This window comes from Pseudomonas sp. NY15364 (assembly GCF_048068235.1).
In the GTDB taxonomy this organism is placed as follows: domain Bacteria; phylum Pseudomonadota; class Gammaproteobacteria; order Pseudomonadales; family Pseudomonadaceae; genus Aquipseudomonas; species Aquipseudomonas mendocina_D.
Genome location: NZ_JBLUPX010000014.1, coordinates 31,530 through 52,664, shown reverse-complemented (window position 1 = coordinate 52,664; position 21,135 = coordinate 31,530). Strand labels below are relative to the sequence as shown.

The window sequence follows — 21,135 nt, the reverse complement described above, 5'->3', positions numbered from 1 at the left end:
ATGTTCAAGGTCTACGGCGATTACCGTTCGGGCAACTGCTACAAGGTCAAGCTGATGCTGCATCTGCTGGGCAAGGAGTACCAGTGGATTGAAGTCGATATCCTCAAGGGCGATACGCAGAGCGAAGCCTTTCTGGTCAAGAACCCCAACGGCAAGATTCCTGTGCTGGAACTGGACGACGGCACCTGCTTGTGGGAGTCCAACGCCATCCTCAACTTCCTCGCCGATGGCAGCGAGTTCCTGCCGACCGAACCGCGCTTGCGCACCCAGGTGCTGCAGTGGCAGTTCTTCGAGCAATACAGTCACGAGCCGTATGTCGCGGTGGCGCGGTTCATCCAGCTTTACCAGGGGATGCCCGAAGAGCGCCGCGAGGAGCACGCGCGCTGCCTGAAGCTCGGTTACAAGGCCCTGAAGGTGATGGAGAAACAACTCGAGCGCACGCCTTATCTGGTCGGTGAGCAGTATTCCATCGCCGATATCGCGCTGTATGCCTACACCCATGTGGCCGACGAAGGCGGTTTCAGTCTCGAGGCCTTCCCGGCGGTCCGCGCCTGGCTCGAGCGTGTCGCCAGTCATCCGCGCCACGTGACCATGTGCGGCTGAGCTGCCTGGGCAAGCCTCGACTAGAGCTTGGCGGTAGTCCTGCGAGGGGGCTGCCATGTCGAATGGAAATCGCAGACTGGGGTTAGGATCGCTGAGAGCTCCGGTGGTGGGGCAGTTGCTGTTCAGTGGATACGAGTGGCTGATCTTTGCTGCGGTGCTGGTGACGGCGCTACCGGCCGGGTATGGGCTGTACGGCGGCCACCTGAGCTTGTGAACGGGCTTGGAGGATCGCCACTCGAGGTGGATAATCGACGCCTGCAATCCAACTGGTAACTGACCTACCCATGCGCGAACGGCTGCGTACCGCTCTAGTCTGCCTCCTGATGCTGGCCTTGCCGATGCAGGCGATGGCCGCGTTCGGCATGCAGCTTTGCCAGCAGGTGCACCGTAGCGCCACCGTGCATGTGATGCCCGAGCATGGTCAGCGGCATGCTGCGATCAAGCCAGCGGCCGACGGTCAGCATCACCCGGCGAAAGCCGCCTCCTGCAGCCTCTGCACGTTCTGCGTCAGTGCGGTGGTGTTCACCCAGCCCTTCGTCCAGGCCGCTGAGGCGCGGCGTGCCGAGCCACCTCAGGCGCTGAGCCCGCGTCTGGTGTCCATAGTGGCGGATACGCCCGAGCGCCCACCCCGTCCGACTTTCTCCTGATCGAACACCTTTCAACCACGGCCTCAGGCCGGCTGCAACAGCCGGCACGCCGCGCGCGCTCTTGCGCGTGAACGTTACCAACGATTGGAGATGCACAGATGAAGCGACGTATCAGCCCCTTGCCGGCCCTGCTTCTCGCTGCGCTGTTGCCTGCACTGCAGGCGCAGGCCCATGAAGACAGTCACGCCGGGCATGGCGACATGCAGATGATGGATCACGGGCCAGCACAGAAACCCTGGGGCATCGCAGGGCAGGCCGACAAGGTCGACCGCACGGTGGAGATTCGCATGGGCGACAGCATGCGTTTCACCCCGGAGAAATTGCAGATCAGGCAGGGCGAGACCATCCGCTTCGTCCATCACAACGATGGCAAGCTGTTGCACGAGTTCGTGCTAGGGACGCGGCAGACGCTGGATGAACATGCCGCCGAAATGCTCAGGGCGCCGGGCATGGCGCATGGTGAGGCGTACATGGCGCATGTTGCGGCCGAGGCGCAGGGCGAGATGATCTGGACGTTCAACCGAGCCGGCGAATTCGAGTTCGCCTGTCTGATCGCCGGGCATTACCAGGCCGGTATGCGCGGCAGCATCGAGGTGCTGGCTAACTAACCAACTAAGGCGGGAAGGGTAGGGGAAGGCCGCGATCCAGAGGGGGATCGCGGCCGCACTCTGAATCAGTTCAGAGCGTCGGTCAGGGCCTTGGCAGGCACCAGCTTGACCACTTTCTTGGCAGCGATTTCGATGCTCTTGCCGGTCTGCGGGTTACGGCCAGTACGGGCCGGGCGCTCGCTCACCTTCAGCTTGCCGATACCCGGCAGGGTGATCTCACCGTCGTTTTCCAGCGCGTCGCCGACAATTTCGCCCAGCTGATCGATCAGGGTGCGGACAGTGGCTTTGGGCAGGGAAACGGCCTCGGCCAGGTCGCTGATCAGTTGGTCTTTGGTGATTGCCATGATGTAACTCCGTTTGCAGGTGAGAGGTTCGGCTTGGCAGACATGAAGCCGCACAGCCGAAAACGTGGGAAAGCTAGCACAAAAGGGATGGCTCGGCAGCGCCTGACAGACTTTACCGATAGGGCTTAGTGTCGCATCAGTCCTGGTGGTTCCAGCGTGCGACCAAAAAACGCAGTCGGCCGCTGATACCGGGTTCACTGGCACTGTCAAACGGCACTTCGATCTCCAGGCTTCCATCCTTCTGAAGGTTGCCATCGAGTTTGCGGTCGGCGCTGTGTACTCCCTCATTCTGCCAGGCGTGACTCACTTGCCAGTCACTGTCGGCGCCGGGTGGGGTTATTTCCAGCATCAGGCTGTTGCGGAACAGATAGCTCCCCTCGAAGTGCTGGTTGACCCACAGCTTGCGCTCCACCTCGTAGTCCGGCACGCGAACGTTGAAGGTCAAGGTATAGGCCAGCCCCTTGCGCCTGCTGTTCACGCGCGCCCGGTCAGCGAGAAACAGGCTGCCGAGGTACAGCTTGCCGTTCTCCTGCGGTGCCTTGAGCCAGTGCTGATGGGCGAGACAGGCCACCGAGTCCTCCTCGGCGGTGCGCCGGCTCAGGTACCAGAGCTTGCCGCGAGGGGCGGCAAGTACTTCGAACTGGTACAAGGCGTTGACTGATTGTCCCTGGCTTGCCGCTTTGCGCAGCTCCTTGGGCAGGCTGATGGCGTCGACTTCGGCCCAGATGTCTACACGCACATCGCCGAATAGAAAACGGGTGAGATTCTGGTAAGCCTCCTCGCTGTTGACGATGCCGAAGTAGCCGGAATGCGCTCGATAGGTAAAGGCTTTGGCGCAGGGCGCTGTCGGTTTGTTGCGAGCATCCACGCCGCCGAGGGTCGCGTTGTCGATGCGCACCAGGCCGTCGCTACCGTGGCCTGCGAAGGTACGCGACAGGCCGAGACCGGCTTCGTAGTCCATGCGGTTGGTGCCAACCATGCAGAAGAAGCGCTTCGACGGGAAACGTGCCTCGGGTAGCCAGTCGACGCGCTCGGTGAGCTTGTAGGCTGCTTCCAGATCGAGAAAAGTCGCCAGGCGCTGGCGGTTGAAGTTGCTGATGTCGCTCAGGCTCAGCCAGCTTGGCGGGTTGATGTCGAGCAGGTCGATACCATTGTGTGGCGTGGCGTAGGTAAAAACCTTGTCCACCAGTTTGGCCGCGCCACCTGGATCCAGCTTGGGGTTTTGCAGCAGGCCTCGGCACACCAGGCCACCCATCGAATGGGCCACCAGGTAGCAACGGAAGTCGGTCTTGGTGATGGCGTTCTTCGGGTTGGCGCACACCAGCTCGCGCACCTTGAGAATCAGCTCGCCAAGCTTGCTGGCGAACACCTCCAGGCTCGGTGTGCTGCCGATACCCAGCAGCCGGGAGGCTTCGTCGTAGTAGCGATAGATGATGATCGAACGGCTGCCCAGACGGTTGTCCGGGTTGGCGGCCCATTCCGGGTCAAGAATGTCGTAGCCGTCTTCGTACACGTCCTGATAGTCGAACTCCGAGGCCAGGCGGATCACCGGCGACTCGAAGACAAATTTGCGTGGCTGGCGGGTCTTTTCCGCTACCGCACGGTAGACGGTGGAACCGAGGTTGAAGCCGCAGAACGGGTCGGCACTGGTCTGGTCGATCTCTCCCGGGGTCATGGCGTAGCCACGCACGTAGATGATCGGATGGAAGGGGCTATGTGAATTGGCCATGGTTGCTCCTGAGGTGGCGTGCGCGTGCCTCGGGAATGCTCATCATGGCCGAACTGCGGGATGCGACGAGTGGCGCGGGTGGTTGTGAAGAAGGTTAGCTCAGCGCTAGAGGTTTTCCGGATTTTTGCGCGGCCAGACGGCGACTTGGCAAGGTTCGACTAAGCTACTGAGACCTGCCTAATGCTGGAGTGCCATCATGCTGCGCGCATTCACCGATCTGGGGTTCCGTTGGAAGATTGCCCTGCCGATTCTGTTGCTGGCCGCCTTGCTGGTAACGATGGGCGCCTTGGGTGTACGTGGCATCACTCAGGTCGCTGAATCCAGTACCACGCTGACCAATCGCCATCTGCCTGCCATCAGCCTGCTGCTCAATGCCGACCGGGACCTGTACCAGGCCTTCGTCGCCGAGCGCAGCCTGCTCGACGAAGACTCCGGTTCGCATGCCGCGCAGTTGCGCGCCTCGCATACCGAGAACCTGCAGCAGGCCTATGACCGCGTGCACAAGTTCGCCGCGATGCAGCCAGGCAGCGAAGCGCTGGCTCTGGTGGCCGATTTCGACCGTGGTTTCGAACGCTGGAAGGCGACCTCGTTGCGCGTGCTGGAGCTGGTCAACAGCGATCCCAATGCAGCCAGCCGGTTGAGCTTCGCCGACAGCGAGGCGCAATTCGAAGAGGCGCGCAGTGCCATCGACAAGCTCGGCGAGCTTGAGGACAACGCGGCCAATGCGGTGGGCACCGAAGCCATCGCCCGTGGCGAGTCTCTAGCCTGGCAGCAAGGGCTGATCATCGCCATCGGCCTGCTGGTGTGCCTGGTGCTGGTAGTGGGCTTCCCGCTGTTGGTGACCCGTCCGCTGCACAACCTGCTGCATCGTATCGAACAGATCGCCGATGGTGACGGCGATCTGCGCGTGCGTCTGGACGTGCTGTCCAAGGACGAACTGGGCCAGCTCAGCCATGCCTTCAACCGCTTCCTCGACAAGCTGCAACCCTTGATCAAGGAAGTCGGCCGCGTCACTGACGAAGTCGCCGATTCGGCCAAAAGCCTGGCTGGCCTGGCGGTTGCCAATGACCGGCTGATCAGCAGCGAGCACGCGGCGGTGGATCAGGTCAGCACTGCGGCCACCGAAATGAGCGTGGCGGTGCATGAAGTGGCGCGCAACGCGCAGAGCGCTGCCGATGCAGCGCGCAATGCCGAGCAACAGTCGCGCGAGGGTGCCCAGGTGGTGGGGGCGACCATCCATTCGATCCGTCAGCTGGCTCAGGAAGTGGAAAGCGCCTCCGACACCATCCAGACCCTGGAGCAGGAAACCGCCAACATCGGCGCGGTGTTGGCGGTGATCAAGGGCATCGCCGAACAGACCAACCTGCTGGCACTCAACGCAGCCATCGAGGCGGCGCGGGCCGGCGAGCAAGGCCGTGGTTTCGCCGTGGTCGCCGATGAGGTACGGGCGCTGGCCGCGCGTACTCAGGAGTCGACCAAGGACATCCAGCAAATGATCGAGCGTCTGCAGGCTGGTGTGCAGAACGCAGTCAAGGCCACACATTCGGGCAGTACCCGCGCGCGGCAGAGTGTGGAGCAGGCCGCTGGTGTGGATCAGGCGCTGAGCGTCACCGGTGATTCGGTGCAGCGCATCAACGACATGGCGGCGCAGATCGCCACTGCCTGCGAGGAGCAAAGTAGCGTCACCGAAGAAATCGCCCGCAACATCAGCGATATTCGCGACCTGTCCAACGAGGCGGCGCAAACCTCCGAGCAGAGCTCGCGGGCCAGCCAGCACTTGTCCGATCTGTCTCATGGCCTGGCGCAATTGGTGGGGCGTTTCCGCGTGTGACGTCAGTGTCTCGCGTATCTAAGTGTTTGAAGCAGTTGTAAGTTTACGTTTAGCCGTTACAATGGCGCGGCCCGTCGCAATGGCGGGCAGCGTTATGGTGGCCCTGCCGGTCCCCTCGCAACGATTACCCGTTAACCTGGTCAGGCCCGGAAGGGAGCAGCCACAGCGGGAACATTGTGTGCCGGGGTGTGGCTGGTAGGGTCCACCTCCAGTTTTCCAAGCCTCCCCCTATCTAAATATCCTCAGTGTCTATCTGAACGTTTTTGCTGTGCGCAATAAAAAGCCCGCGCTTTGGGCGCAGGCTTTTGGCTGTTTGCAGGTTCAGGCGATGCGGTAATTCAACACGCTGTCCTGTTCCTTGAGTGTCTTGCGCAGATCGGCTGGGATATTACCGGCGCGTACGGCCAGTTCCAGGCGAATTTCTTCCAGGCTCTGGGCGAAGGCATCCTGATCGGTGACCTGTGGCTTGGCCAGGACGCGGCTGTAGACGGTGCTGTCGCTCTCGTCGAGCAGGGCGAGGATGATACTGCCGTCCGGGCGCGGCGAGCTGAAGCTGGCGCGCAGCGGATTGAACAGGTGATCGACGAGCTGTTGGTTGGTGAGTTCCATGTCCTACTCCATCCTGAGGTTGGTCACCTTCGACCTCAGGATGATGACTTGGTTCAGGCAGTGAGCGACTGCCGGGTGCGTTCGATCACCTGTTGCAGCGACTCGTCGTTGTACTGGCCAGGGTACAGACGCTGGCTGTACTGGGCGATACCGGTCTTGTCGACCAGGGTAAAGCTGAAGCTGCCCTTGCGCGTTGCCTGGATACGGCAATCGAACGGCGCGAAGGCGTGAGTCAGGGTGCTGATGGCTTTCTGAATTTGATGTTGAGCATTCATTTTTCTAGGTATTCCTTAAAGCATGTGCGCTTCGTTGCGCGTGGTGTAGCTCCATGTTGTTGGCCAAAAAGCGGCCATAGCATGTCAACCGATCGGAGCTTGATTAGCACGATAAAGTTCCATTGTTACGGTTCTTCGGCGTGGTCGGTACGTCGGAGGCAGGCAGAGGAACTGCACCGATAAACGGCGAGTCGGCCTGATCAGTCAGCAGGTGGGATCGGGGAGGGCGGCAGCGCAGAGATGCGCTAGGCGTTGAACCGGGAAACCAGCGAGGGGGCGCAAAGGCCTTAATGACTTACAGCGTGGTACGAACGGCGCGGATGATAATGCGTTGTGCAAGAAATAACCAGCACTATTTCTCAAGTCAGGGTGATGCAGCTCCACACATGCGGGTGGCGGATGCAATTTGCCGGTTGCTCCGCTAGGATTAGCCCACTTTTGCTTTCCTCTTGTGACGGTTTTCCATGAGTTATCAGGTTCTTGCACGTAAATGGCGTCCGCGCTCGTTCCGCGAAATGGTCGGCCAGACGCATGTGCTCAAAGCCCTGATCAATGCCTTGGACAGCCAGCGCCTGCACCATGCCTACCTGTTCACCGGTACCCGTGGTGTGGGCAAGACCACCATTGCGCGGATCATCGCCAAGTGCCTGAACTGCGAAACCGGCATCAGCTCTACCCCTTGCGGCACCTGCTCGGTGTGCAGGGAGATCGATGAAGGCCGCTTCGTCGACCTGATCGAAGTGGACGCCGCCAGCCGCACCAAGGTCGAAGACACCCGCGAGTTGCTCGACAACGTGCAGTACTCGCCAAGCCGAGGACGCTTCAAGGTCTACCTGATCGACGAAGTGCACATGCTCTCCACCAGTTCCTTCAACGCCCTGTTGAAGACCCTGGAGGAGCCGCCACCCCACGTCAAATTCCTCCTCGCCACCACCGATCCGCAGAAGTTGCCGGTCACCGTGCTGTCACGCTGCCTGCAGTTCTCGCTGAAGAACATGCCACCGGAGCGCGTGGTCGAGCATCTGACCCATGTACTGACTGCCGAGAACGTGCCGTTCGAGGACGACGCCCTGTGGCTGCTCGGCCGGGCTGCCGACGGTTCGATGCGCGACGCCATGAGCCTGACCGACCAGGCCATTGCCTTTGGTGAAGGCAAGGTGCTGGCGGCTGATGTGCGCGCCATGCTCGGCACGCTCGATCACGGCCAGGTCTACGGCGTGCTGCACGCTCTGATCGAGGGGGATGCACGTGCGCTGATCGAGGCGGTGCGCCATCTCGCTGAGCAGGGGCCGGACTGGAATGGCGTGCTGTCGGAAATGCTCAACGTCCTGCACCGCGTTGCCATCGCCCAGGCGCTGCCCGATGCAGTGGACAATGGCCAGGGCGACCGCGAGCGCGTGCTGCAACTGGCCCAGGCCTTGCCGGCCGAAGATGTGCAGTTCTACTACCAGATGGGGTTGATCGGTCGTCGCGATCTACCCCTGGCCCCGGAACCGCGCGGTGGCTTCGAGATGGTGCTGCTGCGCATGCTGGCCTTCCGTCCGGGGGGCGCTGACGATGCGCCCAAGGTCACGCTAAAGCCCTTGGGGATCAGCCAGGCCACTGCTGATTCCCAACAAAATCCAGTGGCCGGCACCGCTATGCCGGCTCCTGTTCCTGTGCTTTCTTCGCCTGCTCCAGCTGTCGCATCGGCGCCTGTCGTTGAGCCTGCAGTGAGTGAGCCGGACCCCGAGGTTGTGCCTCCGGTTGCAGCGACCGCTATCGTCGCCCCTGAGCCTGAGCCTGAGCCTGAGCCCGCTGCGCCTGCCGCCGTCGATGTGCCCTGGGAAACGGCCGCACCCGTTGCGCCCGTGGCCGACGCCGTTCAGACCGTCGCGTCAGCCGCGCCTGAGGTGACTGTTGTCGAGCCTGAAGTCCCGCAAGTGACCGCGACTGCCACGCCGGAGCACAGCGAGGCTGCGCAGCCCGTGGTGGAAACCGATGGCGCCGACGACGAGCCGCCGCTTGGCGACTACGACTATGTCGAAATGGACGCCGAAACCCTCGATTACGATTTTGGCCAGGCCGAAACCGCGGCTTCCGTGGTCGAGGAGCCGTTGCCGGCCGCCAAGCCGGCTACGGGGTTGGCGGCGGAGTGGCTGTCACTGTTCCCGCAGCTCGGCCTGGGCGGCATGACTGGCAGCATCGCCGCCAACTGCACCCTGATCGAAGCCAATGGTGATGACTGGCTGCTGCACCTGGACCCTGCGCACAGCGCGCTGTTCAACCCGACCCAGCAGCGCCGTCTCAATGATGCGCTGAACCAGCAGCAGGGACGCAGCATCAAACTGCGCATCGAGCTGTGCAAGCCCGAGCAGGAGACACCGGCACAGGCCGCTGCTCGTCGCCGTGCCGATCGCCAGCGCAGCGCCGAGGCCTCGATCCATGCCGACCCGCTGGTGCAGCAAATGATTCAGCAGTTCGCCGCCAAAGTGCGCGACGACAGCATCGAACCAATCGATACCCCCAGTTAATTCTGAACACCGAGGATACCGACATGATGAAAGGTGGCATGGCAGGCCTGATGAAACAGGCTCAGCAAATGCAGGAAAAAATGCAGAAGATGCAGGAAGAGCTGGCCAACGCCGAAGTCACCGGCCAGTCCGGCGCCGGTCTGGTCAGCGTGGTGATGACCGGTCGTCACGACGTCAAGCGCATCACCCTGGATGACAGCCTGATGCAGGAAGACAAGGAAGTGCTCGAAGACCTGATCGCCGCTGCCGTCAACGATGCGGTGCGCAAGGTCGAGCAGAACAGCCAGGACAAGATGTCCGGCATGACGGCAGGGATGCAGCTTCCCCCCGGCTTCAAAATGCCCTTCTGACAGGCTACGCGCCGTCCAGTCGACGCACATGGCGGCGTTGCCGGCGAACTCGGAATCCTCATGTGCTCCAGCACACTGCTGTTCCTCGTCCGCCGGCGCCTTGCCCTGTACGCCGCCTGATCGCCACTCTTACTTGTGTTGCTCGCGTGTGCAGTTCGTAGGGTGGGCTTTAGCCCACCAGATCATTGCCCGCCAACTTTTGCAGGACTTCCATGAGCTTCAGCCCTCTGATTCGCCAGTTGATCGATTCTCTGCGCATCCTGCCCGGCGTCGGCCAGAAGACTGCGCAGCGTATGGCGCTGCAGCTGCTCGAGCGTGATCGCAGTGGCGGTCAGCGTCTGGCGCAGGCGTTGAATGCGGCGATGGAAGGCGTGGGGCATTGCAAGCGCTGCCGCAGCCTGAGCGAGGATGAGGTCTGCCAGCTGTGCCTGGACGAGCGGCGTGACGACAGCCTGCTGTGTGTGGTGGAAGGTCCGATGGACGTGCATGCAGTGGAGCAGACCGGCTTTCGCGGTCGCTACTTCGTGCTCAAGGGGCACCTGTCGCCGCTCGATGGCCTGGGCCCGGAAGCCATCGGGATTCCAGCGCTGCTGGAGCGCATCGATGCCGGTGCTTTCAGCGAAGTGATCCTGGCCACCAATCCGACGGTAGAAGGCGAGGCCACGGCGCACTACATCGCCCAGATCCTTGCCGGTAAAGGCCTGATCGCCTCGCGTATCGCCCATGGTATGCCGCTGGGCGGTGAGCTCGAACTGGTCGATGGCGGCACCCTGGCCCATGCCTTGGCTGGTCGGCGCCCGATCAGTCTGTAAAACGTCAAACCCTCTCGATTCGGAGTGCCCGTGATCACCGACACTCTGCGCCGTATTGCCCTGTTGTTCCTGCTTGCAGCGCCCCTGGCCGCGCAAGCTCAATGCCCGACCGGGCAGGTACAGGTGTGCCTGGGCAGCTCCTGTCTGTGCGTGCCGGATCCCGTGCGTATGCGTGAGGACGGCCTGAACCTGGCAGCAGTCAGGCTTGAAGCGTGGTTGCTGCAGTCCCGCCAGGCGGCTCTGCGGGCCGGTACCGAGCCCATCCCTTTGATGATTCGCGCGCAGCTCGCGCCGTTCTACGACGATGCGTTGCTCGATGAAGTGCGTTATCGCGTCGGTATCACCGACGAGATGGACGCTGCCACCGTCATGCTGCAGAACCCCGATGTACAGGCTGTGACGCTGGTCGACGTGGTGGTGTTTCGCAGCAGCGATGCCGCCGCAGAGGATGCTGTGCTGTGGGCGCATGAGTTATGGCATGTGCAGCAGTACCGCGAGTGGGGCACTGATGGTTTCGCCCAGCGCTACACCCGTAATTTCCAGGCGGTGGAAGGGCCGGCCTACGAAATGGGCGAGCGGGTGAGGAAGGCGCTGCGCGAGCAGAAATGAAACGCTCGCTTGAAAACCAAGCAAGCGCTAGGTTAGGGTGGCCAAAACAATAACGGGAGTACCCGCATGGCCGCCCCTTTGTCGTATTTCGATGAATCCCACCAACTGGTTCGTGATTCCGTTCGGCGTTTCGTCGAGCGCGAGATCCTGCCGAATATCGACGAGTGGGAGGAGGCCGAGGAATTCCCCCGCGAGCTGTACCTTAAGGCCGGCGCCGCAGGCATTCTCGGTATCGGCTACCCGGAGCAGTTCGGCGGCAGTCACGAGGGCGATGTGTTCGCCAAGGTCGCGGCCAGCGAGGAGTTGATGCGCAGTGGCTCGGGCGGGCTGGTGGCCGGGCTGGGTTCGCTGGATATCGGTTTGCCGCCCATCGTCAAATGGGCCAAGCCCGCCGTGCGCGAGCGTGTGGTGCCGCAGGTGCTGGCTGGCGAGAAGATCATGGCGCTGGCGGTTACCGAGCCTTCTGGTGGCTCCGATGTGGCCAATCTCAAAACCCGTGCCGTGCGTGACGGCGACCACTACCGCATCAATGGCGGCAAGACCTTCATCACCAGTGGTGTGCGTGCCGATTACTACACGGTCGCGGTGCGTACCGGTGGCGAGGGCTTTGGCGGCGTCAGCCTGTTGCTGGTGGAGAAGGGTACGCCGGGTTTCACCGTCGGGCGCAAGCTGAAGAAGATGGGTTGGTGGGCGTCCGACACTGCCGAGCTGTTCTTCGACGATTGCAAGGTGCCGGTGGAGAACCTGATTGGTGTGGAGAACGCCGGCTTCGCCTGCATCATGGCCAACTTCCAGAGCGAGCGCCTGAGCCTGGCAATCATGGCCAACATGACCGCGCAACTGGCACTCGAAGAGTCGATGAAATGGGCGCGCGAGCGTCAGGCGTTCGGCAAACCGGTGGGCAAGTTCCAGGTGCTCAAGCACCGTCTGGCCGAGATGGCGACCCAGCTGGAAGTATCGCGTGAGTTCACCTACCGCCAGGCCGCACAGATGGCGGCTGGCAGAAGCGTGATCAAGGAGATTTCCATGGCCAAGAACTTCGCCACGGATATCGCCGACCGCCTGACCTACGATGCGGTGCAGATCATGGGCGGTATGGGTTATATGCGCGAAAGCCTGGTCGAGCGCCTGTACCGCGACAACCGCATTCTCTCCATCGGCGGCGGCACGCGGGAGATCATGAACGAGATCATTTCGAAGCAGATGGGTTTGTAGCTGCTGGTGTGGGAGGGCCTTCAGCCGCGATCAGCCTAAATGAGACGAAAAAGCTCGCCGCTAAAGCGCCTCCCACGGAAGCAAATGATCAGGATGCTGCCTGGCTCTGCGCTGCCTGGCGCAGGCGCGCGATATCGCGTTGCGGTGGCGCACCGAACAGGCGGCTGTATTCGCGGCTGAACTGTGATGGGCTTTCGTAGCCGACGCGATAACTGGCCGCAGCAGCTTCGAGGTTGTCACAGAGCATCAACCGGCGAGCCTCCTGCAGGCGCAGTTGTTTTTGGTACTGCAGCGGGCTGAAGGCGGTGACGGCCTTGAAGCGATGGTGCAGTGTCGATGGGCTCAGATTGACTTCGCGAGCCAGCTCCTCGATGCGCAGCGGCTGGTCGAAGTTCTTGCGTAGCCATTCGATGGCTCGGGAGATGCGTTGGCTCTGGCTATCGGCGATCACTACCTCATGCAGGCGATGGCCCTGCGGGCTGTGCAGCATGCGGTAGAAAATCTCGCGCAGTGCCAGTGGCGCCAGCATGGCGATGTCGCGCGGGGTTTCCAGCAGGCGCAGCAGGCGGATCACCGCATCCAGCAAGCGTGGGTCGAGACGGTCCAGAAACAGTGCGCGCTGTGAGGCAGCATCGGGCGCCGGAATCGGCGGCATCTCGGTGAGCAGGCTGCTGATCAGTGCCGGATCGATCTCCAGTGCGATACTCAGGTAGGGCGCCTCGGGGCTGGCCTCGATGACCCGTCCGGTCACCGGTAGAACCACTGAGGCCACCAGATAATTCAGTGGATCATAGACGTAGAGCTCGTCACCCAGGCGTATCTCCTTGCGGCCCTGGGCGATGATGCACAGGCACGGATCGTAAACCGTCTGCATCGGCAGGCTCGGCGTGGTGGCGCGCGCCAGTTTCAACCCTGGAATAGCAGTGAGGTGCAGGCCGTCCTCGGGAACGAAGCGATCGACCAGGCGTGCCATTTCATGGCTGAGTTCGGCAAGGGGAGTGTCGAGCGTTGTGGCGGTGTGAATGGGTGACTGCATGGCGCGCCTCCGGAAAGTCAGCGAAGCCTAGCCAGGTTTTTCAGGCAAGTCATGAGGGGCGGCAGGATTAGGCAAATATTTGCCGGTAATGGGCAAATGACCAGGTATACAGAGTATTTCTAGGTTTATCGCATGACGATTCGGCTGCCTGGCAGTGATCCAGTCAATGCAGGTTTAGGCAAGAATCTGCCAGTAATCGACTAACGCTGGGATGACCATCTGCCTGATCTTTGTCGTCAGCGCGTCGCGCCTCTGTGCCGGCTCAAACACCTGCAGTAGCCATGTCCCCCGCTAAGTGGTGCCCACATCCGTCACGAAAGGAGCGAGCATGCCGAGTAAATGGTTGATCGCGCCATTGCCCCTGTTGTTGCTCGCCACGGCCTGGCTCGACTCAAGAGCCGTTGGCGGAGCGGCTTCTGCCGAACCAGGCGCAGCGCCCCATGTTTTGCTGCGAAACGCTGCCGGTCTGTATTGATTCAGTTCCAGGAGGTTGCCATGAGCATCATTCATCGTATGACCTTTTGTGCCCGTCATGGCCGTTCGACTCGGTTGGGTCAGTGCCTGGCGCGGTTGCACGAGGTTGGCCGAGATATGCCGGGCTGCGAACGCCTGCGCGTATTTCCTCTGCACAATGATCCACTAACCTGGTCGGTAGAAGGGCAGTGGCGCTCAGCTGCGGCACGTGACGCTTTCCTCGGTAGCGAAGGCCTGCGCCGGGTAGTGGCGCAGGCGATAGACGAAGGGCTGTTCACTCAGCTCGAATGCGGCATGGAGTTACAGCAGCAGGTCGCCTGAGTCGCTCAGACTTGCCTTTGTGAATTTATCTCTATAGATTTTCATGAAATTAATTATTAAAAATTTCATGAGTCATCTATGTTTCGCCACGCCAGTGAGCACGTCGACAGCTACTACGCGCAGAGCTGTCAGGATCGGCTGAAGCGCTATCCGACCCTGCAGGGTGACTTGCAGTGTGATGTGCTGGTGGTCGGCGCCGGCTTCAGTGGCTTGCACACCGCCTTGCGCCTGACCGAAGCGGGGCGCAAGGTCATTCTGCTCGAGGCCAGTCGCGTGGCCTGGGCCGCCTCCGGGCGTAACGGTGGACAGGCGATTCTCGGCTGGTCCTGCGATATGCCGCCGCTGGAAAATGCGCTTGGTATCGAGCGTGCGCGACGTCTTTGGGACGGCATGAGCTGGGCCGCCCGTGAGCTGCGTGCACTGCCCCAGCGCCATGGCTTCGACTGCGACTACCGCCGTGGCCATCTGTGGACGGCGGTGCTGCCGCGCCGCGTGGCGCTGCTGCATGAATGGCAGGAAGAGGCCGCCTATAAGTGGGGGCACCGCGCGCTGCAGTTCGTCTCTCGTGAGCAGATGCCGCAATGGGTCGCCAGTGAGCGTTATCAGGCAGGTCTGTATGACCCAGAAGCCGGCCACCTCAACCCGCTCAAGCTGGCACTGGGTCTGGCCGCGGCCTTCGTTCGCGCCGGCGGGCAGATATTCGAGCAGAGCCGTGCGCTGAGTCAGGATAAGCAGGGCGACGGCTACCACGTGCGTACCGAGCAGGGCAGCGTGCAGGCCGATCAACTGGTTCTGGCCTGCAACACCTATATCGACGATCTGGAGCCGCGTCTGGCTCGGCGCATCCTGCCGGTCGGCACCTACCAGATCGCCACCGAGCCGTTGGGCGCAGAGCGCGTCGAGGCATTGCTGCCGCGCAACACCTGCGTCACCGACAACCAGTTCGTCGTCGATTACTTCCGCCGTACGCCGGATCACCGCCTGCTGTTCGGCGGGGGCTGCACATACCTCGGCGGCTTGCCAAAGGACATGGCTGCTGCCACGCGGCCATTCCTCGAGCGTGTATTCCCGCAGTTGTCAGGCGTGGCCATCGATTTTGCATGGGGCGGGCATATCGACATCACCCGAGCACGCACGCCGGATATCGGTGGTGAGAACGGCTGTTACTGGCTGCAGGGTTTCTCCGGACATGGCGTCTTGCCGACGCTGGCGGCTGCGCGAGCGGTCAGCGACGCGATCCTCGGCCATGACGATGAGCTGGCCCTGTACCAGCGACTGCGCAACCCCGCATTTCCATTTGGCGAGCGCCTGACGGCGCCGCTCGAGGCCATTGGCAAGGCCTGGTACCGACTAAGAGACAGCTTCTGAAATGGACAGCCCAGAGATGGACAAGAACCTGGAGATGGCGGCCCTGGCCGTGCTCATCCACGACCTGCGCAAGCACAAGAAGGTCACCCTCAACGAGCTGGCCGAGCGCATCGGCCGTTCGGTGGGCTTTCTCTCGCAGGTCGAGCGTGGCTTGTCACGCCCGACGGTGGAGGATCTGACCGCCATCGCTGAGGCGCTCGACGTACCCACAACCTATTTCTACAGCCTGCCCAAGCCCAAGGCGCTGGATTGGGTGACCCGGCCGGACGAACGCCGCACCCTGTACCTGGCTGGCGGCATCACCGACATCATGGCCTCGCCGACGCTGCAGGGCGCCTTCATGGTCGTCGACAGCCTGCTCGAGCCGGGTGCCAGCAGTGGCGAGCGGCAGATGAGCGACCGCTCCGAGCAGGCCGGCTACGTGCTCGAAGGCCAACTGACGCTATGGTTGGGCGAGGACGAACAGAGCGCCACGCTTTACCCCGGCGACGTTTTCCAGGTGCCGAGCTATGCGCGCCTGCGTTATGCCAACCAAGGCGACACCCCCGCGCGGGTGTTGTGGATCTACACCTGACCTACCGTGAATCGGAAATCACCACCATGAACGCCACCCGAGTCGAGCTGCTCGACGAAGTCCGCCAATTCCGCCAGGCCCACCCCGAGGTGCGCTTCGTCGACCTGATCTGTCTGGATATCCCTGGGCATTTCTACGGCAAGCGCTACCCCATCGAGATGCTGGAGAAGGTTGCCGCCGGCAGTGCCCTGAAGTTGCCGCAGAATTGCGTGCTGCTCGGCGCCCAGGGCGGGCTCTACGAGATCGGCGACTACTGCTTCCATGACGGCGACCCGGACGCACCACGGCGACTGATTCCTGGAACGCTCAAGCTGGTGAACTGGGAGCGTCAGCCGCTGGGACAGATGCTGATCAGCTCCGATGGCACCGAAGCACCCATCGAGTTCGAACCGCGCGAGGTGCTGGCGCGTGTGGTGCAGCGCCTGGCGGCGCGTGGCATTCACCCGGTGGTGGCCTTCGAGCTGGAGTTCTACCTGTTCGACAAGGCGCTCAAGGACGGCTTGCCGCAGTACCCGCGCGATGACCTGAGCGGGGATGCCGACGACCAGCCGAACATGCATATCGAACGGCTGTCGCGCTTTGCCGAGGTGCTCGACGACATCAGCGAGACTGCGCGGCTGCAGGGTATTGATACCACGGTGATCACCGCCGAGATCGGCCCGGGGCAGTTCGAGATCAACTTCAGTCATAACGCCGACCCGATGCAGGCCGCCGACTGGTCGGCGCTGTTCTGCCGGGTGACCCGTGGCGTGGCGCTCAAACACGGCCATCGCGCCAGCTTCATGGCCAAGCCGTACCTGCAGTATCCAGGCAGCGGCATGCACATCCACGTCAGCCTTTACGACGAGGCCGGTGACAACCTGCTGGCCCGTGACGAGCAGCGTCCGTTGCGGCATGCCGTGGCCGGTTGCCTGGAGCTGCTGCCGGAGCTGATGCCGATCTACGCGCCGAACCACAACAGCTACCGCCGCTTTGGTGCCCAGGTGAACTCGGCGAGCAAGGCCAGTTGGGGCTTCGAGGATCGCGACGCCTGCGTGCGCATCCCCGAGTCGGACGCGCGCAATCTGCGTCTTGAATTCCGCCTGCCGGGCGCCGATGCCAACCCTTACCTGGTGCTGGCGGCGCTGCTGACCAGTATCGAACAGGGCCTCGACGCCCAGGTCGAGCCCATTGCACCACTGAATGACGACCGCGCCAGCGGCGTCGACTTTCCCAAGGACATGCTCGATGCCGTGCGCCGTATGCAGGCCAGCGAGCGCGTTGCCGCGGGCCTCGGCAGCGAGTTCGTCATGGTTTATTGCGAGAACAAACGCCAGGATCACCTGGCCTTCATGCACGACATCAGCCCGCGCGAATACCGCTGGTACCTGTGATGTCCCGGATCGAAGGAGGCGACATGAACAACGCCCAGAACAACCCGAAAACCGCACACTGGCAGGCTCTGAGCCAGGCCCACCACCTGGCGCCGTTCAGTGATTACAAGCAGCTGGCCGAAAAAGGCCCGCGCATCATCACTGAAGCGAAAGGTGTGCACCTGTGGGACAGCGAGGGCAACAAGATCCTCGATGGCATGGCCGGCCTGTGGTGCGTGGCCGTCGGCTATGGCCGCGAGGAGCTGGTCGCTGCAGCTTCCAAACAGATGTTGCAGCTGCCGTTCTACAACACCTTCTTCCAGACCGCGCACCCGCCGGTGCTTGAGTTGGCCCACGCCATTTCCCAGCTGGCGCCGGTTGGCATGAACCACGTGTTTTTCACGGGTTCGGGCTCGGAAGGTAACGACACCATGCTGCGCCTGGTACGCCACTATTGGGCGTGCAAGGGGCAGCCTGCGAAGAAAATCATCATCGGCCGCGACAATGGTTACCACGGCTCCACCGTGGCCGGTGCCAGCCTCGGCGGCATGAAGTTCATGCACGAGCAGGGCGACCTGCCGATCCCTGGTATCGCCCATATTCCGCAGCCTTACTGGTTCAGCGAGGGCGGGGATATGACGCCGGAAGCCTTCGGCATCTGGGCGGCTGACCAGTTGGAGAAGAAGATTCTCGAATTGGGCGAGGAAAACGTGGCGGCCTTTATCGCCGAGCCGATCCAGGGTGCCGGTGGCGTGATCATCCCGCCGGAAACCTACTGGCCGCGCATCAAGGAAATCCTTGCCAAGTACGACATTCTCTTCGTTGCCGACGAAGTGATCTGCGGCTTCGGCCGTACCGGCGAATGGTTCGGCAGCCAGTACTACGACCTCAAACCTGACCTGATGACGATCGCCAAGGGCCTGACCTCGGGCTACGTGCCGATGGGCGGGCTGATCGTCAGCGACAAGGTGTTCGAAGTGATCGAAGCGCATGGCGACTTCAACCACGGCTTCACCTACTCCGGCCATCCGGTGGCGGCGGCGGTGGGGTTGGAGAACCTGCGCATTCTCAAGGAAGAGGGCATCGTCGAGCGGGTGAAGGCGGAAACCGCGCCCTACCTGCAGAAGCGCCTGCGTGAGCTGGCCGATCATCCGCTGGTGGGCGAAGTACGTGGCGTCGGTATGCTCGGCGCCATCGAGCTGGTGCAGGACAAAGCCACGCGCAAGCGCTTCTCCGGTGATATGGGCGTGGGCATGGTGTGCCGTGGCCACTGCTTCAACAACGGTCTGATCATGCGCGCGGTGGGCGACACCATGATCATTGCGCCGCCATTGGTGATTAGCCAGGCGGAAGTGGATGAGCTGGTAGAGAAAGCGCGCAAATGCCTGGATCTGACCTGGGAGCAGGTGCGTAATTCTGTCTGAGTAGAAATTCGCGGCTGAAGGCGCTCCTGCGCGAAGATTGCATGTGTAGCGGCTGGGCGGCATTCCGCTTCAGCCGCGAAAGACGATGAGCAAGAGAAACCCTGCGACCGTTACCGGTGGCGGGGTTTCTTTTTTTGGGGCGTAGGCGAGAGTCAGACGATGGTCAGAGTGACGTCGATGTTGCCGCGGGTGGCGTTGGAGTACGGGCAGACGATGTGCGCGCTATCCACCAGGGTTTGTGCGGCTTCCGGGGCCAGGCCGGGCAGGCTGATGCGCAGTTCCACTTCGATGCCGAAGCCGGTGGGGATGGCGCCGATGCCGACGGTGCCTTCGATGAAGGTGTCAGCCGGGATGCTCAGCTTGTCGCGGGCGGCGACGAATTTCAGGGCGCCGAGGAAGCAGGCGGAATAGCCGGCAGCGAACAGTTGTTCAGGGTTGGTGCCGTTACCGCCAGCGCCGCCGAGTTCTTTCGGGGTGGTCAGGGCGATGTCGAGGATGCCGTCGGAGGACACAGCGCGGCCTTCACGGCCACCAAAGGCTTCAGCGGTTGCACGGTAGAGAACGTTTTCGATAGTCATGGCGATATTCCTCGTTAGGTCAGTGAATGATGGATTGGCTCGCTAATCATTTGTGCGCTAACCGTTTCCATGGGGAGAACCTTAGTGTGCATATGGTTTGTGCGCAATATAACTTTATAAGGTATTTGGTTATAGGGTCAGTGTTAGATGGAATAACCAGATGCGGCGAGAGCTAGAGCCGTATAGGGGTGGCCATCTTGCTCTCATGCGGAAGCCGTCTGGCAGGGTATGGAAGACGCAGGAGGGGGCAGGTTGGTAGGGCAGGTCAGGCGGGGAGAATGAGGGCGGACGGGGCGATGGCTCGCATCGCCCGCGATCAGAGCGCGTCCTGCAGGTGCTGGCGCAGGTCGACCAGGTCGTCACGCAACTTGCCCAGCGTCGGCAAGTCGAGGCCCGAGGCCCTGAGAATGCAGGCCGGCAATGCCTTGGCCTGTTCGTGCAGGGCACGGCCCTTGTCGGTGAGGTGGAGCTGCACCACGCGCTCGTCCTGGCTGCTGCGTTGGCGCTGCAGCAGGCCCTCGCTCTCCAGGCGCTTGAGCAGCGGGGTGAGTGAGCCCGGGTCGCTCAGCATGCGGGCGCTGATTTCGCTGACGGTGATGCCTTCGTTCTCCCACAGCACCAGCATGGCCAGGTACTGCGGGTAGGTGAGCCCCAGTGCCTGCAGCAGCGGCTTGTAGGTCTTGGTCATCATCAGCGAGGTGGAATAGAGGGCGAAGCACAGCTGGTTGTCCAGCAGCAGTTCGGCGCAGGGTTCCACGGGAGTGGTCATGGCGGCGGCCTGTGAAGTGGCGGGTGGTTCAAATTAGCGCGCTAATGATAGTTGCGCCAGAGGTTGGTGCGGGTAAGCCCGCACCAGGGCGGGCTTAGCCGCAGGTCACGCGAGTGATGACACGCTGCTCGTCGACGTTCAGGTTCAGGCGCTGACGGTTGTATTCCAGGGTCACCACGCTGGTCGGGGTGAGGATGCGTGCGCTGCTGGCACCAGCCTGCTTGCGGGCTTGCTCCAGCAAATCGGGCGTGGCCGTCTGGCCCTTGAGATGCTCGACCACGGAGGAGGTGCAGCTATCGGGCGTCGGGCCGCTCGGGGCCGCGGCGGCGGCCGGTTTGTCCGCCGTGCTGCTGCAGCCGGCAGCGAGCAGGGTGGCACCGAGGATGAGGCAGAAGCGGGTCTTGAAAATCAATGCATGAGCTCCTTTGGGTTACTGCGCGCCTTCCAGGCGCGCCAGACGTTCTTCGAGTGCGGCGATGCGCGCTTCCAGTTCGACCAGTCGATCTTCGTTAGGTGCCGCAGCCTCCCCGCGAGCAGCAGGGCGGTTGGCCAGGAGACTCTCCAGATCAGCAGGCTCGCCGAGCAGATGCATGTAGCGATCCTCGCGCTGACCGCTTTGGCGCGGCAGCAGCAGGGCGAGCCCGCGACCGATCAGGCGCTCCAGTTGGTTCTGGACTTCTGCGACATCGTCGAAGTCGTGCATGCGGTTGCTGCGCGTGAGCAGCTCGTTGAGCGTCTGCGGGCCACGCAACAGCAGCAGACCGAGCAAAACCGTCTGCGGCTTGACCAACTCCAGCTGCTTGTCGCAGCGCTGTTCCCAGCGATCGGCACGGCTGCCCATCACCAGGTGCACCAGCTGGCGACCTTCGAGGCTGCGCAGGTAGCGCCCGACTTCTCCGGTTTCCAGGTTCATCAGCGGTTCGCGGCTGGTCTTCTGGTTGCAGGCCAGTTGCACGGCATTGAGCGTCAGCGGGTAGGTTTCCGGTGTGGTCAGTTGCTTTTCGATCAGGCAACCGAGGATGCGCACCTCGACGGCGTGCAGTGGGGTTTCACCAACCAGCGGGGAAGGAGTGTGCGACATGGATCGATCCTGG

Annotated in this window: 24 protein-coding genes, 1 other RNA gene and 1 pseudogene; 17 read left to right on the top strand and 9 right to left on the bottom strand. The window is 62.3% G+C overall.

Features of this window, described 5'->3' with window-relative positions:
• The 4 genes from ACNFCJ_RS13690 (at nt 1) to ACNFCJ_RS13675 (ending at nt 1,858) form a co-directional block, all read left to right on the top strand.
• The gene (locus tag ACNFCJ_RS13690) at nt 1–603 is read left to right on the top strand and encodes a glutathione S-transferase family protein (RefSeq protein ID WP_416771881.1); all 603 of its coding nucleotides are present in this window, start codon (nt 1–3) and stop codon (nt 601–603) included.
• Nucleotides 604–658: 55 nt separating this feature from the next.
• Nucleotides 659–817 (top strand): hypothetical protein, encoded by a 159-nt coding sequence (locus ACNFCJ_RS13685; RefSeq protein ID WP_416771880.1) that lies wholly within the window; start codon nt 659–661, stop codon nt 815–817.
• Nucleotides 818–887: 70 nt separating this feature from the next.
• Nucleotides 888–1,250 carry a hypothetical protein gene (locus ACNFCJ_RS13680; protein ID WP_416771878.1) on the top strand — a complete coding sequence of 121 codons (363 nt, stop codon included), beginning with the start codon at nt 888–890 and terminating at the stop codon, nt 1,248–1,250.
• A 98-nt stretch (nt 1,251–1,348) separates the two neighbouring features.
• Nucleotides 1,349–1,858 (top strand): cupredoxin domain-containing protein, encoded by a 510-nt coding sequence (locus ACNFCJ_RS13675; RefSeq protein WP_416771877.1) that lies wholly within the window; start codon nt 1,349–1,351, stop codon nt 1,856–1,858.
• A gap of 65 nt (nt 1,859–1,923) precedes the next feature.
• On the opposite strand, the gene ACNFCJ_RS13670 is transcribed toward ACNFCJ_RS13675, so the two are convergent.
• Together ACNFCJ_RS13670 and ACNFCJ_RS13665 are read right to left on the bottom strand one after the other, a co-directional pair.
• Nucleotides 1,924–2,202, bottom strand: a complete 279-nt coding sequence (locus tag ACNFCJ_RS13670; RefSeq protein ID WP_013715180.1) for an HU family DNA-binding protein — start codon at nt 2,200–2,202, stop codon at nt 1,924–1,926.
• Nucleotides 2,203–2,338: 136 nt separating this feature from the next.
• Nucleotides 2,339–3,931, bottom strand: coding sequence for an esterase/lipase family protein (locus tag ACNFCJ_RS13665; RefSeq protein ID WP_416771874.1), 1,593 nt, complete (start codon nt 3,929–3,931; stop codon nt 2,339–2,341).
• 196 nt (nt 3,932–4,127) lie between these two features.
• On the opposite strand from ACNFCJ_RS13665, the pseudogene ACNFCJ_RS13660 reads away from it, so the two are divergent.
• The 3 genes and pseudogenes from ACNFCJ_RS13660 to ffs all read left to right on the top strand — a co-directional run.
• Nucleotides 4,128–4,904, top strand: a pseudogene (locus ACNFCJ_RS13660) (MCP four helix bundle domain-containing protein); the annotation flags it as partial.
• A gap of 153 nt (nt 4,905–5,057) precedes the next feature.
• Nucleotides 5,058–5,762, top strand: a complete 705-nt coding sequence (locus tag ACNFCJ_RS13655; protein WP_372858128.1) for a methyl-accepting chemotaxis protein — start codon at nt 5,058–5,060, stop codon at nt 5,760–5,762.
• 104 nt (nt 5,763–5,866) lie between these two features.
• An RNA gene (gene ffs, locus ACNFCJ_RS13650) (signal recognition particle sRNA small type) lies at nt 5,867–5,963 on the top strand.
• A 120-nt stretch (nt 5,964–6,083) separates the two neighbouring features.
• Here ffs and ACNFCJ_RS13645 read toward each other — a convergent pair.
• Together ACNFCJ_RS13645 and ACNFCJ_RS13640 are read right to left on the bottom strand one after the other, a co-directional pair.
• Nucleotides 6,084–6,371, bottom strand: coding sequence for a DUF3509 domain-containing protein (locus tag ACNFCJ_RS13645; RefSeq protein ID WP_099525503.1), 288 nt, complete (start codon nt 6,369–6,371; stop codon nt 6,084–6,086).
• 53 nt (nt 6,372–6,424) lie between these two features.
• Nucleotides 6,425–6,646, bottom strand: a complete 222-nt coding sequence (locus ACNFCJ_RS13640) for a hypothetical protein (protein WP_099525504.1) — start codon at nt 6,644–6,646, stop codon at nt 6,425–6,427.
• 464 nt (nt 6,647–7,110) lie between these two features.
• Between ACNFCJ_RS13640 and dnaX the strand changes: the two genes are divergently transcribed.
• The 5 genes from dnaX (at nt 7,111) to ACNFCJ_RS13615 (ending at nt 12,145) form a co-directional block, all read left to right on the top strand.
• Nucleotides 7,111–9,159 carry a DNA polymerase III subunit gamma/tau gene (dnaX, locus tag ACNFCJ_RS13635; protein ID WP_416771872.1) on the top strand — a complete coding sequence of 683 codons (2,049 nt, stop codon included), beginning with the start codon at nt 7,111–7,113 and terminating at the stop codon, nt 9,157–9,159.
• A gap of 23 nt (nt 9,160–9,182) precedes the next feature.
• The gene (locus tag ACNFCJ_RS13630) at nt 9,183–9,509 is read left to right on the top strand and encodes a YbaB/EbfC family nucleoid-associated protein (RefSeq protein ID WP_074940389.1); all 327 of its coding nucleotides are present in this window, start codon (nt 9,183–9,185) and stop codon (nt 9,507–9,509) included.
• A gap of 212 nt (nt 9,510–9,721) precedes the next feature.
• Nucleotides 9,722–10,321, top strand: a complete 600-nt coding sequence (gene recR / locus ACNFCJ_RS13625; RefSeq protein WP_099525506.1) for a recombination mediator RecR — start codon at nt 9,722–9,724, stop codon at nt 10,319–10,321.
• A 30-nt stretch (nt 10,322–10,351) separates the two neighbouring features.
• Nucleotides 10,352–10,930: a DUF4157 domain-containing protein gene (locus ACNFCJ_RS13620; RefSeq protein WP_416771869.1), complete on the top strand. Its 579-nt coding sequence runs from the start codon at nt 10,352–10,354 to the stop codon at nt 10,928–10,930.
• A 66-nt stretch (nt 10,931–10,996) separates the two neighbouring features.
• Nucleotides 10,997–12,145 (top strand): acyl-CoA dehydrogenase family protein, encoded by a 1,149-nt coding sequence (locus ACNFCJ_RS13615; protein ID WP_416771867.1) that lies wholly within the window; start codon nt 10,997–10,999, stop codon nt 12,143–12,145.
• A gap of 88 nt (nt 12,146–12,233) precedes the next feature.
• Here the strand turns inward: ACNFCJ_RS13615 and ACNFCJ_RS13610 are convergent, their stop codons facing one another.
• Complete coding sequence (locus ACNFCJ_RS13610; RefSeq protein WP_416771865.1) at nt 12,234–13,181, bottom strand: AraC family transcriptional regulator N-terminal domain-containing protein; 948 nt, start codon at nt 13,179–13,181, stop codon at nt 12,234–12,236.
• Nucleotides 13,182–13,676: 495 nt separating this feature from the next.
• Here ACNFCJ_RS13610 and ACNFCJ_RS13605 point away from each other — a divergent pair, with 495 nt between their 5' ends.
• The 5 genes from ACNFCJ_RS13605 (at nt 13,677) to ACNFCJ_RS13585 (ending at nt 18,694) form a co-directional block, all read left to right on the top strand.
• Nucleotides 13,677–13,976: a putative quinol monooxygenase gene (locus ACNFCJ_RS13605; protein WP_416771864.1), complete on the top strand. Its 300-nt coding sequence runs from the start codon at nt 13,677–13,679 to the stop codon at nt 13,974–13,976.
• 78 nt (nt 13,977–14,054) lie between these two features.
• Nucleotides 14,055–15,344, top strand: coding sequence for an NAD(P)/FAD-dependent oxidoreductase (locus ACNFCJ_RS13600; protein ID WP_416771862.1), 1,290 nt, complete (start codon nt 14,055–14,057; stop codon nt 15,342–15,344).
• 16 nt (nt 15,345–15,360) lie between these two features.
• Entirely contained in the window at nt 15,361–15,918 is a 558-nt protein-coding gene (locus ACNFCJ_RS13595; RefSeq protein ID WP_125836536.1) for a helix-turn-helix domain-containing protein, read from the top strand.
• Between the two features lie 26 nt (nt 15,919–15,944).
• On the top strand, nt 15,945–17,291 hold the full coding sequence (locus ACNFCJ_RS13590) for a glutamine synthetase family protein (RefSeq protein ID WP_416771860.1): 1,347 nt from the start codon (nt 15,945–15,947) through the stop codon (nt 17,289–17,291).
• 23 nt (nt 17,292–17,314) lie between these two features.
• Nucleotides 17,315–18,694, top strand: a complete 1,380-nt coding sequence (locus ACNFCJ_RS13585) for an aspartate aminotransferase family protein (RefSeq protein ID WP_416771858.1) — start codon at nt 17,315–17,317, stop codon at nt 18,692–18,694.
• A 152-nt stretch (nt 18,695–18,846) separates the two neighbouring features.
• On the opposite strand, the gene ACNFCJ_RS13580 is transcribed toward ACNFCJ_RS13585, so the two are convergent.
• The 4 genes from ACNFCJ_RS13580 to ACNFCJ_RS13565 all read right to left on the bottom strand — a co-directional run bounded on the left by ACNFCJ_RS13580 (nt 18,847) and on the right by ACNFCJ_RS13565 (nt 21,122).
• Entirely contained in the window at nt 18,847–19,272 is a 426-nt protein-coding gene (locus ACNFCJ_RS13580) for an organic hydroperoxide resistance protein (RefSeq protein ID WP_416771857.1), read from the bottom strand.
• A 316-nt stretch (nt 19,273–19,588) separates the two neighbouring features.
• Nucleotides 19,589–20,041 carry a MarR family winged helix-turn-helix transcriptional regulator gene (locus ACNFCJ_RS13575; protein ID WP_416771856.1) on the bottom strand — a complete coding sequence of 151 codons (453 nt, stop codon included), beginning with the start codon at nt 20,039–20,041 and terminating at the stop codon, nt 19,589–19,591.
• A 94-nt stretch (nt 20,042–20,135) separates the two neighbouring features.
• The gene (locus ACNFCJ_RS13570) at nt 20,136–20,453 is read right to left on the bottom strand and encodes an I78 family peptidase inhibitor (protein ID WP_416771855.1); all 318 of its coding nucleotides are present in this window, start codon (nt 20,451–20,453) and stop codon (nt 20,136–20,138) included.
• A gap of 18 nt (nt 20,454–20,471) precedes the next feature.
• Entirely contained in the window at nt 20,472–21,122 is a 651-nt protein-coding gene (locus tag ACNFCJ_RS13565) for a YceH family protein (protein ID WP_416771854.1), read from the bottom strand.
• Nucleotides 21,123–21,135: the final 13 nt, after the last annotated feature.

What these genes read in the sequence shown, in the direction of transcription:
- ACNFCJ_RS13690 (WP_416771881.1), top strand. Translation starts at nt 1, where the DNA reads ATGTTCAAGGTCTACGGCGATTACCGTTCGGGCAACTGCTACAAGGTC.
- ACNFCJ_RS13685 (WP_416771880.1), top strand. Translation starts at nt 659, where the DNA reads ATGTCGAATGGAAATCGCAGACTGGGGTTAGGATCGCTGAGAGCTCCG.
- ACNFCJ_RS13680 (WP_416771878.1), top strand. Translation starts at nt 888, where the DNA reads ATGCGCGAACGGCTGCGTACCGCTCTAGTCTGCCTCCTGATGCTGGCC.
- ACNFCJ_RS13675 (WP_416771877.1), top strand. Translation starts at nt 1,349, where the DNA reads ATGAAGCGACGTATCAGCCCCTTGCCGGCCCTGCTTCTCGCTGCGCTG.
- ACNFCJ_RS13670 (WP_013715180.1), bottom strand. Translation starts at nt 2,202, where the DNA reads ATGGCAATCACCAAAGACCAACTGATCAGCGACCTGGCCGAGGCCGTT.
- ACNFCJ_RS13665 (WP_416771874.1), bottom strand. Translation starts at nt 3,931, where the DNA reads ATGGCCAATTCACATAGCCCCTTCCATCCGATCATCTACGTGCGTGGC.
- ACNFCJ_RS13655 (WP_372858128.1), top strand. Translation starts at nt 5,058, where the DNA reads ATGAGCGTGGCGGTGCATGAAGTGGCGCGCAACGCGCAGAGCGCTGCC.
- ACNFCJ_RS13645 (WP_099525503.1), bottom strand. Translation starts at nt 6,371, where the DNA reads ATGGAACTCACCAACCAACAGCTCGTCGATCACCTGTTCAATCCGCTG.
- ACNFCJ_RS13640 (WP_099525504.1), bottom strand. Translation starts at nt 6,646, where the DNA reads ATGAATGCTCAACATCAAATTCAGAAAGCCATCAGCACCCTGACTCAC.
- dnaX (WP_416771872.1), top strand. Translation starts at nt 7,111, where the DNA reads ATGAGTTATCAGGTTCTTGCACGTAAATGGCGTCCGCGCTCGTTCCGC.
- ACNFCJ_RS13630 (WP_074940389.1), top strand. Translation starts at nt 9,183, where the DNA reads ATGATGAAAGGTGGCATGGCAGGCCTGATGAAACAGGCTCAGCAAATG.
- recR (WP_099525506.1), top strand. Translation starts at nt 9,722, where the DNA reads ATGAGCTTCAGCCCTCTGATTCGCCAGTTGATCGATTCTCTGCGCATC.
- ACNFCJ_RS13615 (WP_416771867.1), top strand. Translation starts at nt 10,997, where the DNA reads ATGGCCGCCCCTTTGTCGTATTTCGATGAATCCCACCAACTGGTTCGT.
- ACNFCJ_RS13610 (WP_416771865.1), bottom strand. Translation starts at nt 13,181, where the DNA reads ATGCAGTCACCCATTCACACCGCCACAACGCTCGACACTCCCCTTGCC.
- ACNFCJ_RS13605 (WP_416771864.1), top strand. Translation starts at nt 13,677, where the DNA reads ATGAGCATCATTCATCGTATGACCTTTTGTGCCCGTCATGGCCGTTCG.
- ACNFCJ_RS13600 (WP_416771862.1), top strand. Translation starts at nt 14,055, where the DNA reads ATGTTTCGCCACGCCAGTGAGCACGTCGACAGCTACTACGCGCAGAGC.
- ACNFCJ_RS13595 (WP_125836536.1), top strand. Translation starts at nt 15,361, where the DNA reads ATGGACAAGAACCTGGAGATGGCGGCCCTGGCCGTGCTCATCCACGAC.
- ACNFCJ_RS13590 (WP_416771860.1), top strand. Translation starts at nt 15,945, where the DNA reads ATGAACGCCACCCGAGTCGAGCTGCTCGACGAAGTCCGCCAATTCCGC.
- ACNFCJ_RS13585 (WP_416771858.1), top strand. Translation starts at nt 17,315, where the DNA reads ATGAACAACGCCCAGAACAACCCGAAAACCGCACACTGGCAGGCTCTG.
- ACNFCJ_RS13580 (WP_416771857.1), bottom strand. Translation starts at nt 19,272, where the DNA reads ATGACTATCGAAAACGTTCTCTACCGTGCAACCGCTGAAGCCTTTGGT.
- ACNFCJ_RS13575 (WP_416771856.1), bottom strand. Translation starts at nt 20,041, where the DNA reads ATGACCACTCCCGTGGAACCCTGCGCCGAACTGCTGCTGGACAACCAG.
- ACNFCJ_RS13565 (WP_416771854.1), bottom strand. Translation starts at nt 21,122, where the DNA reads ATGTCGCACACTCCTTCCCCGCTGGTTGGTGAAACCCCACTGCACGCC.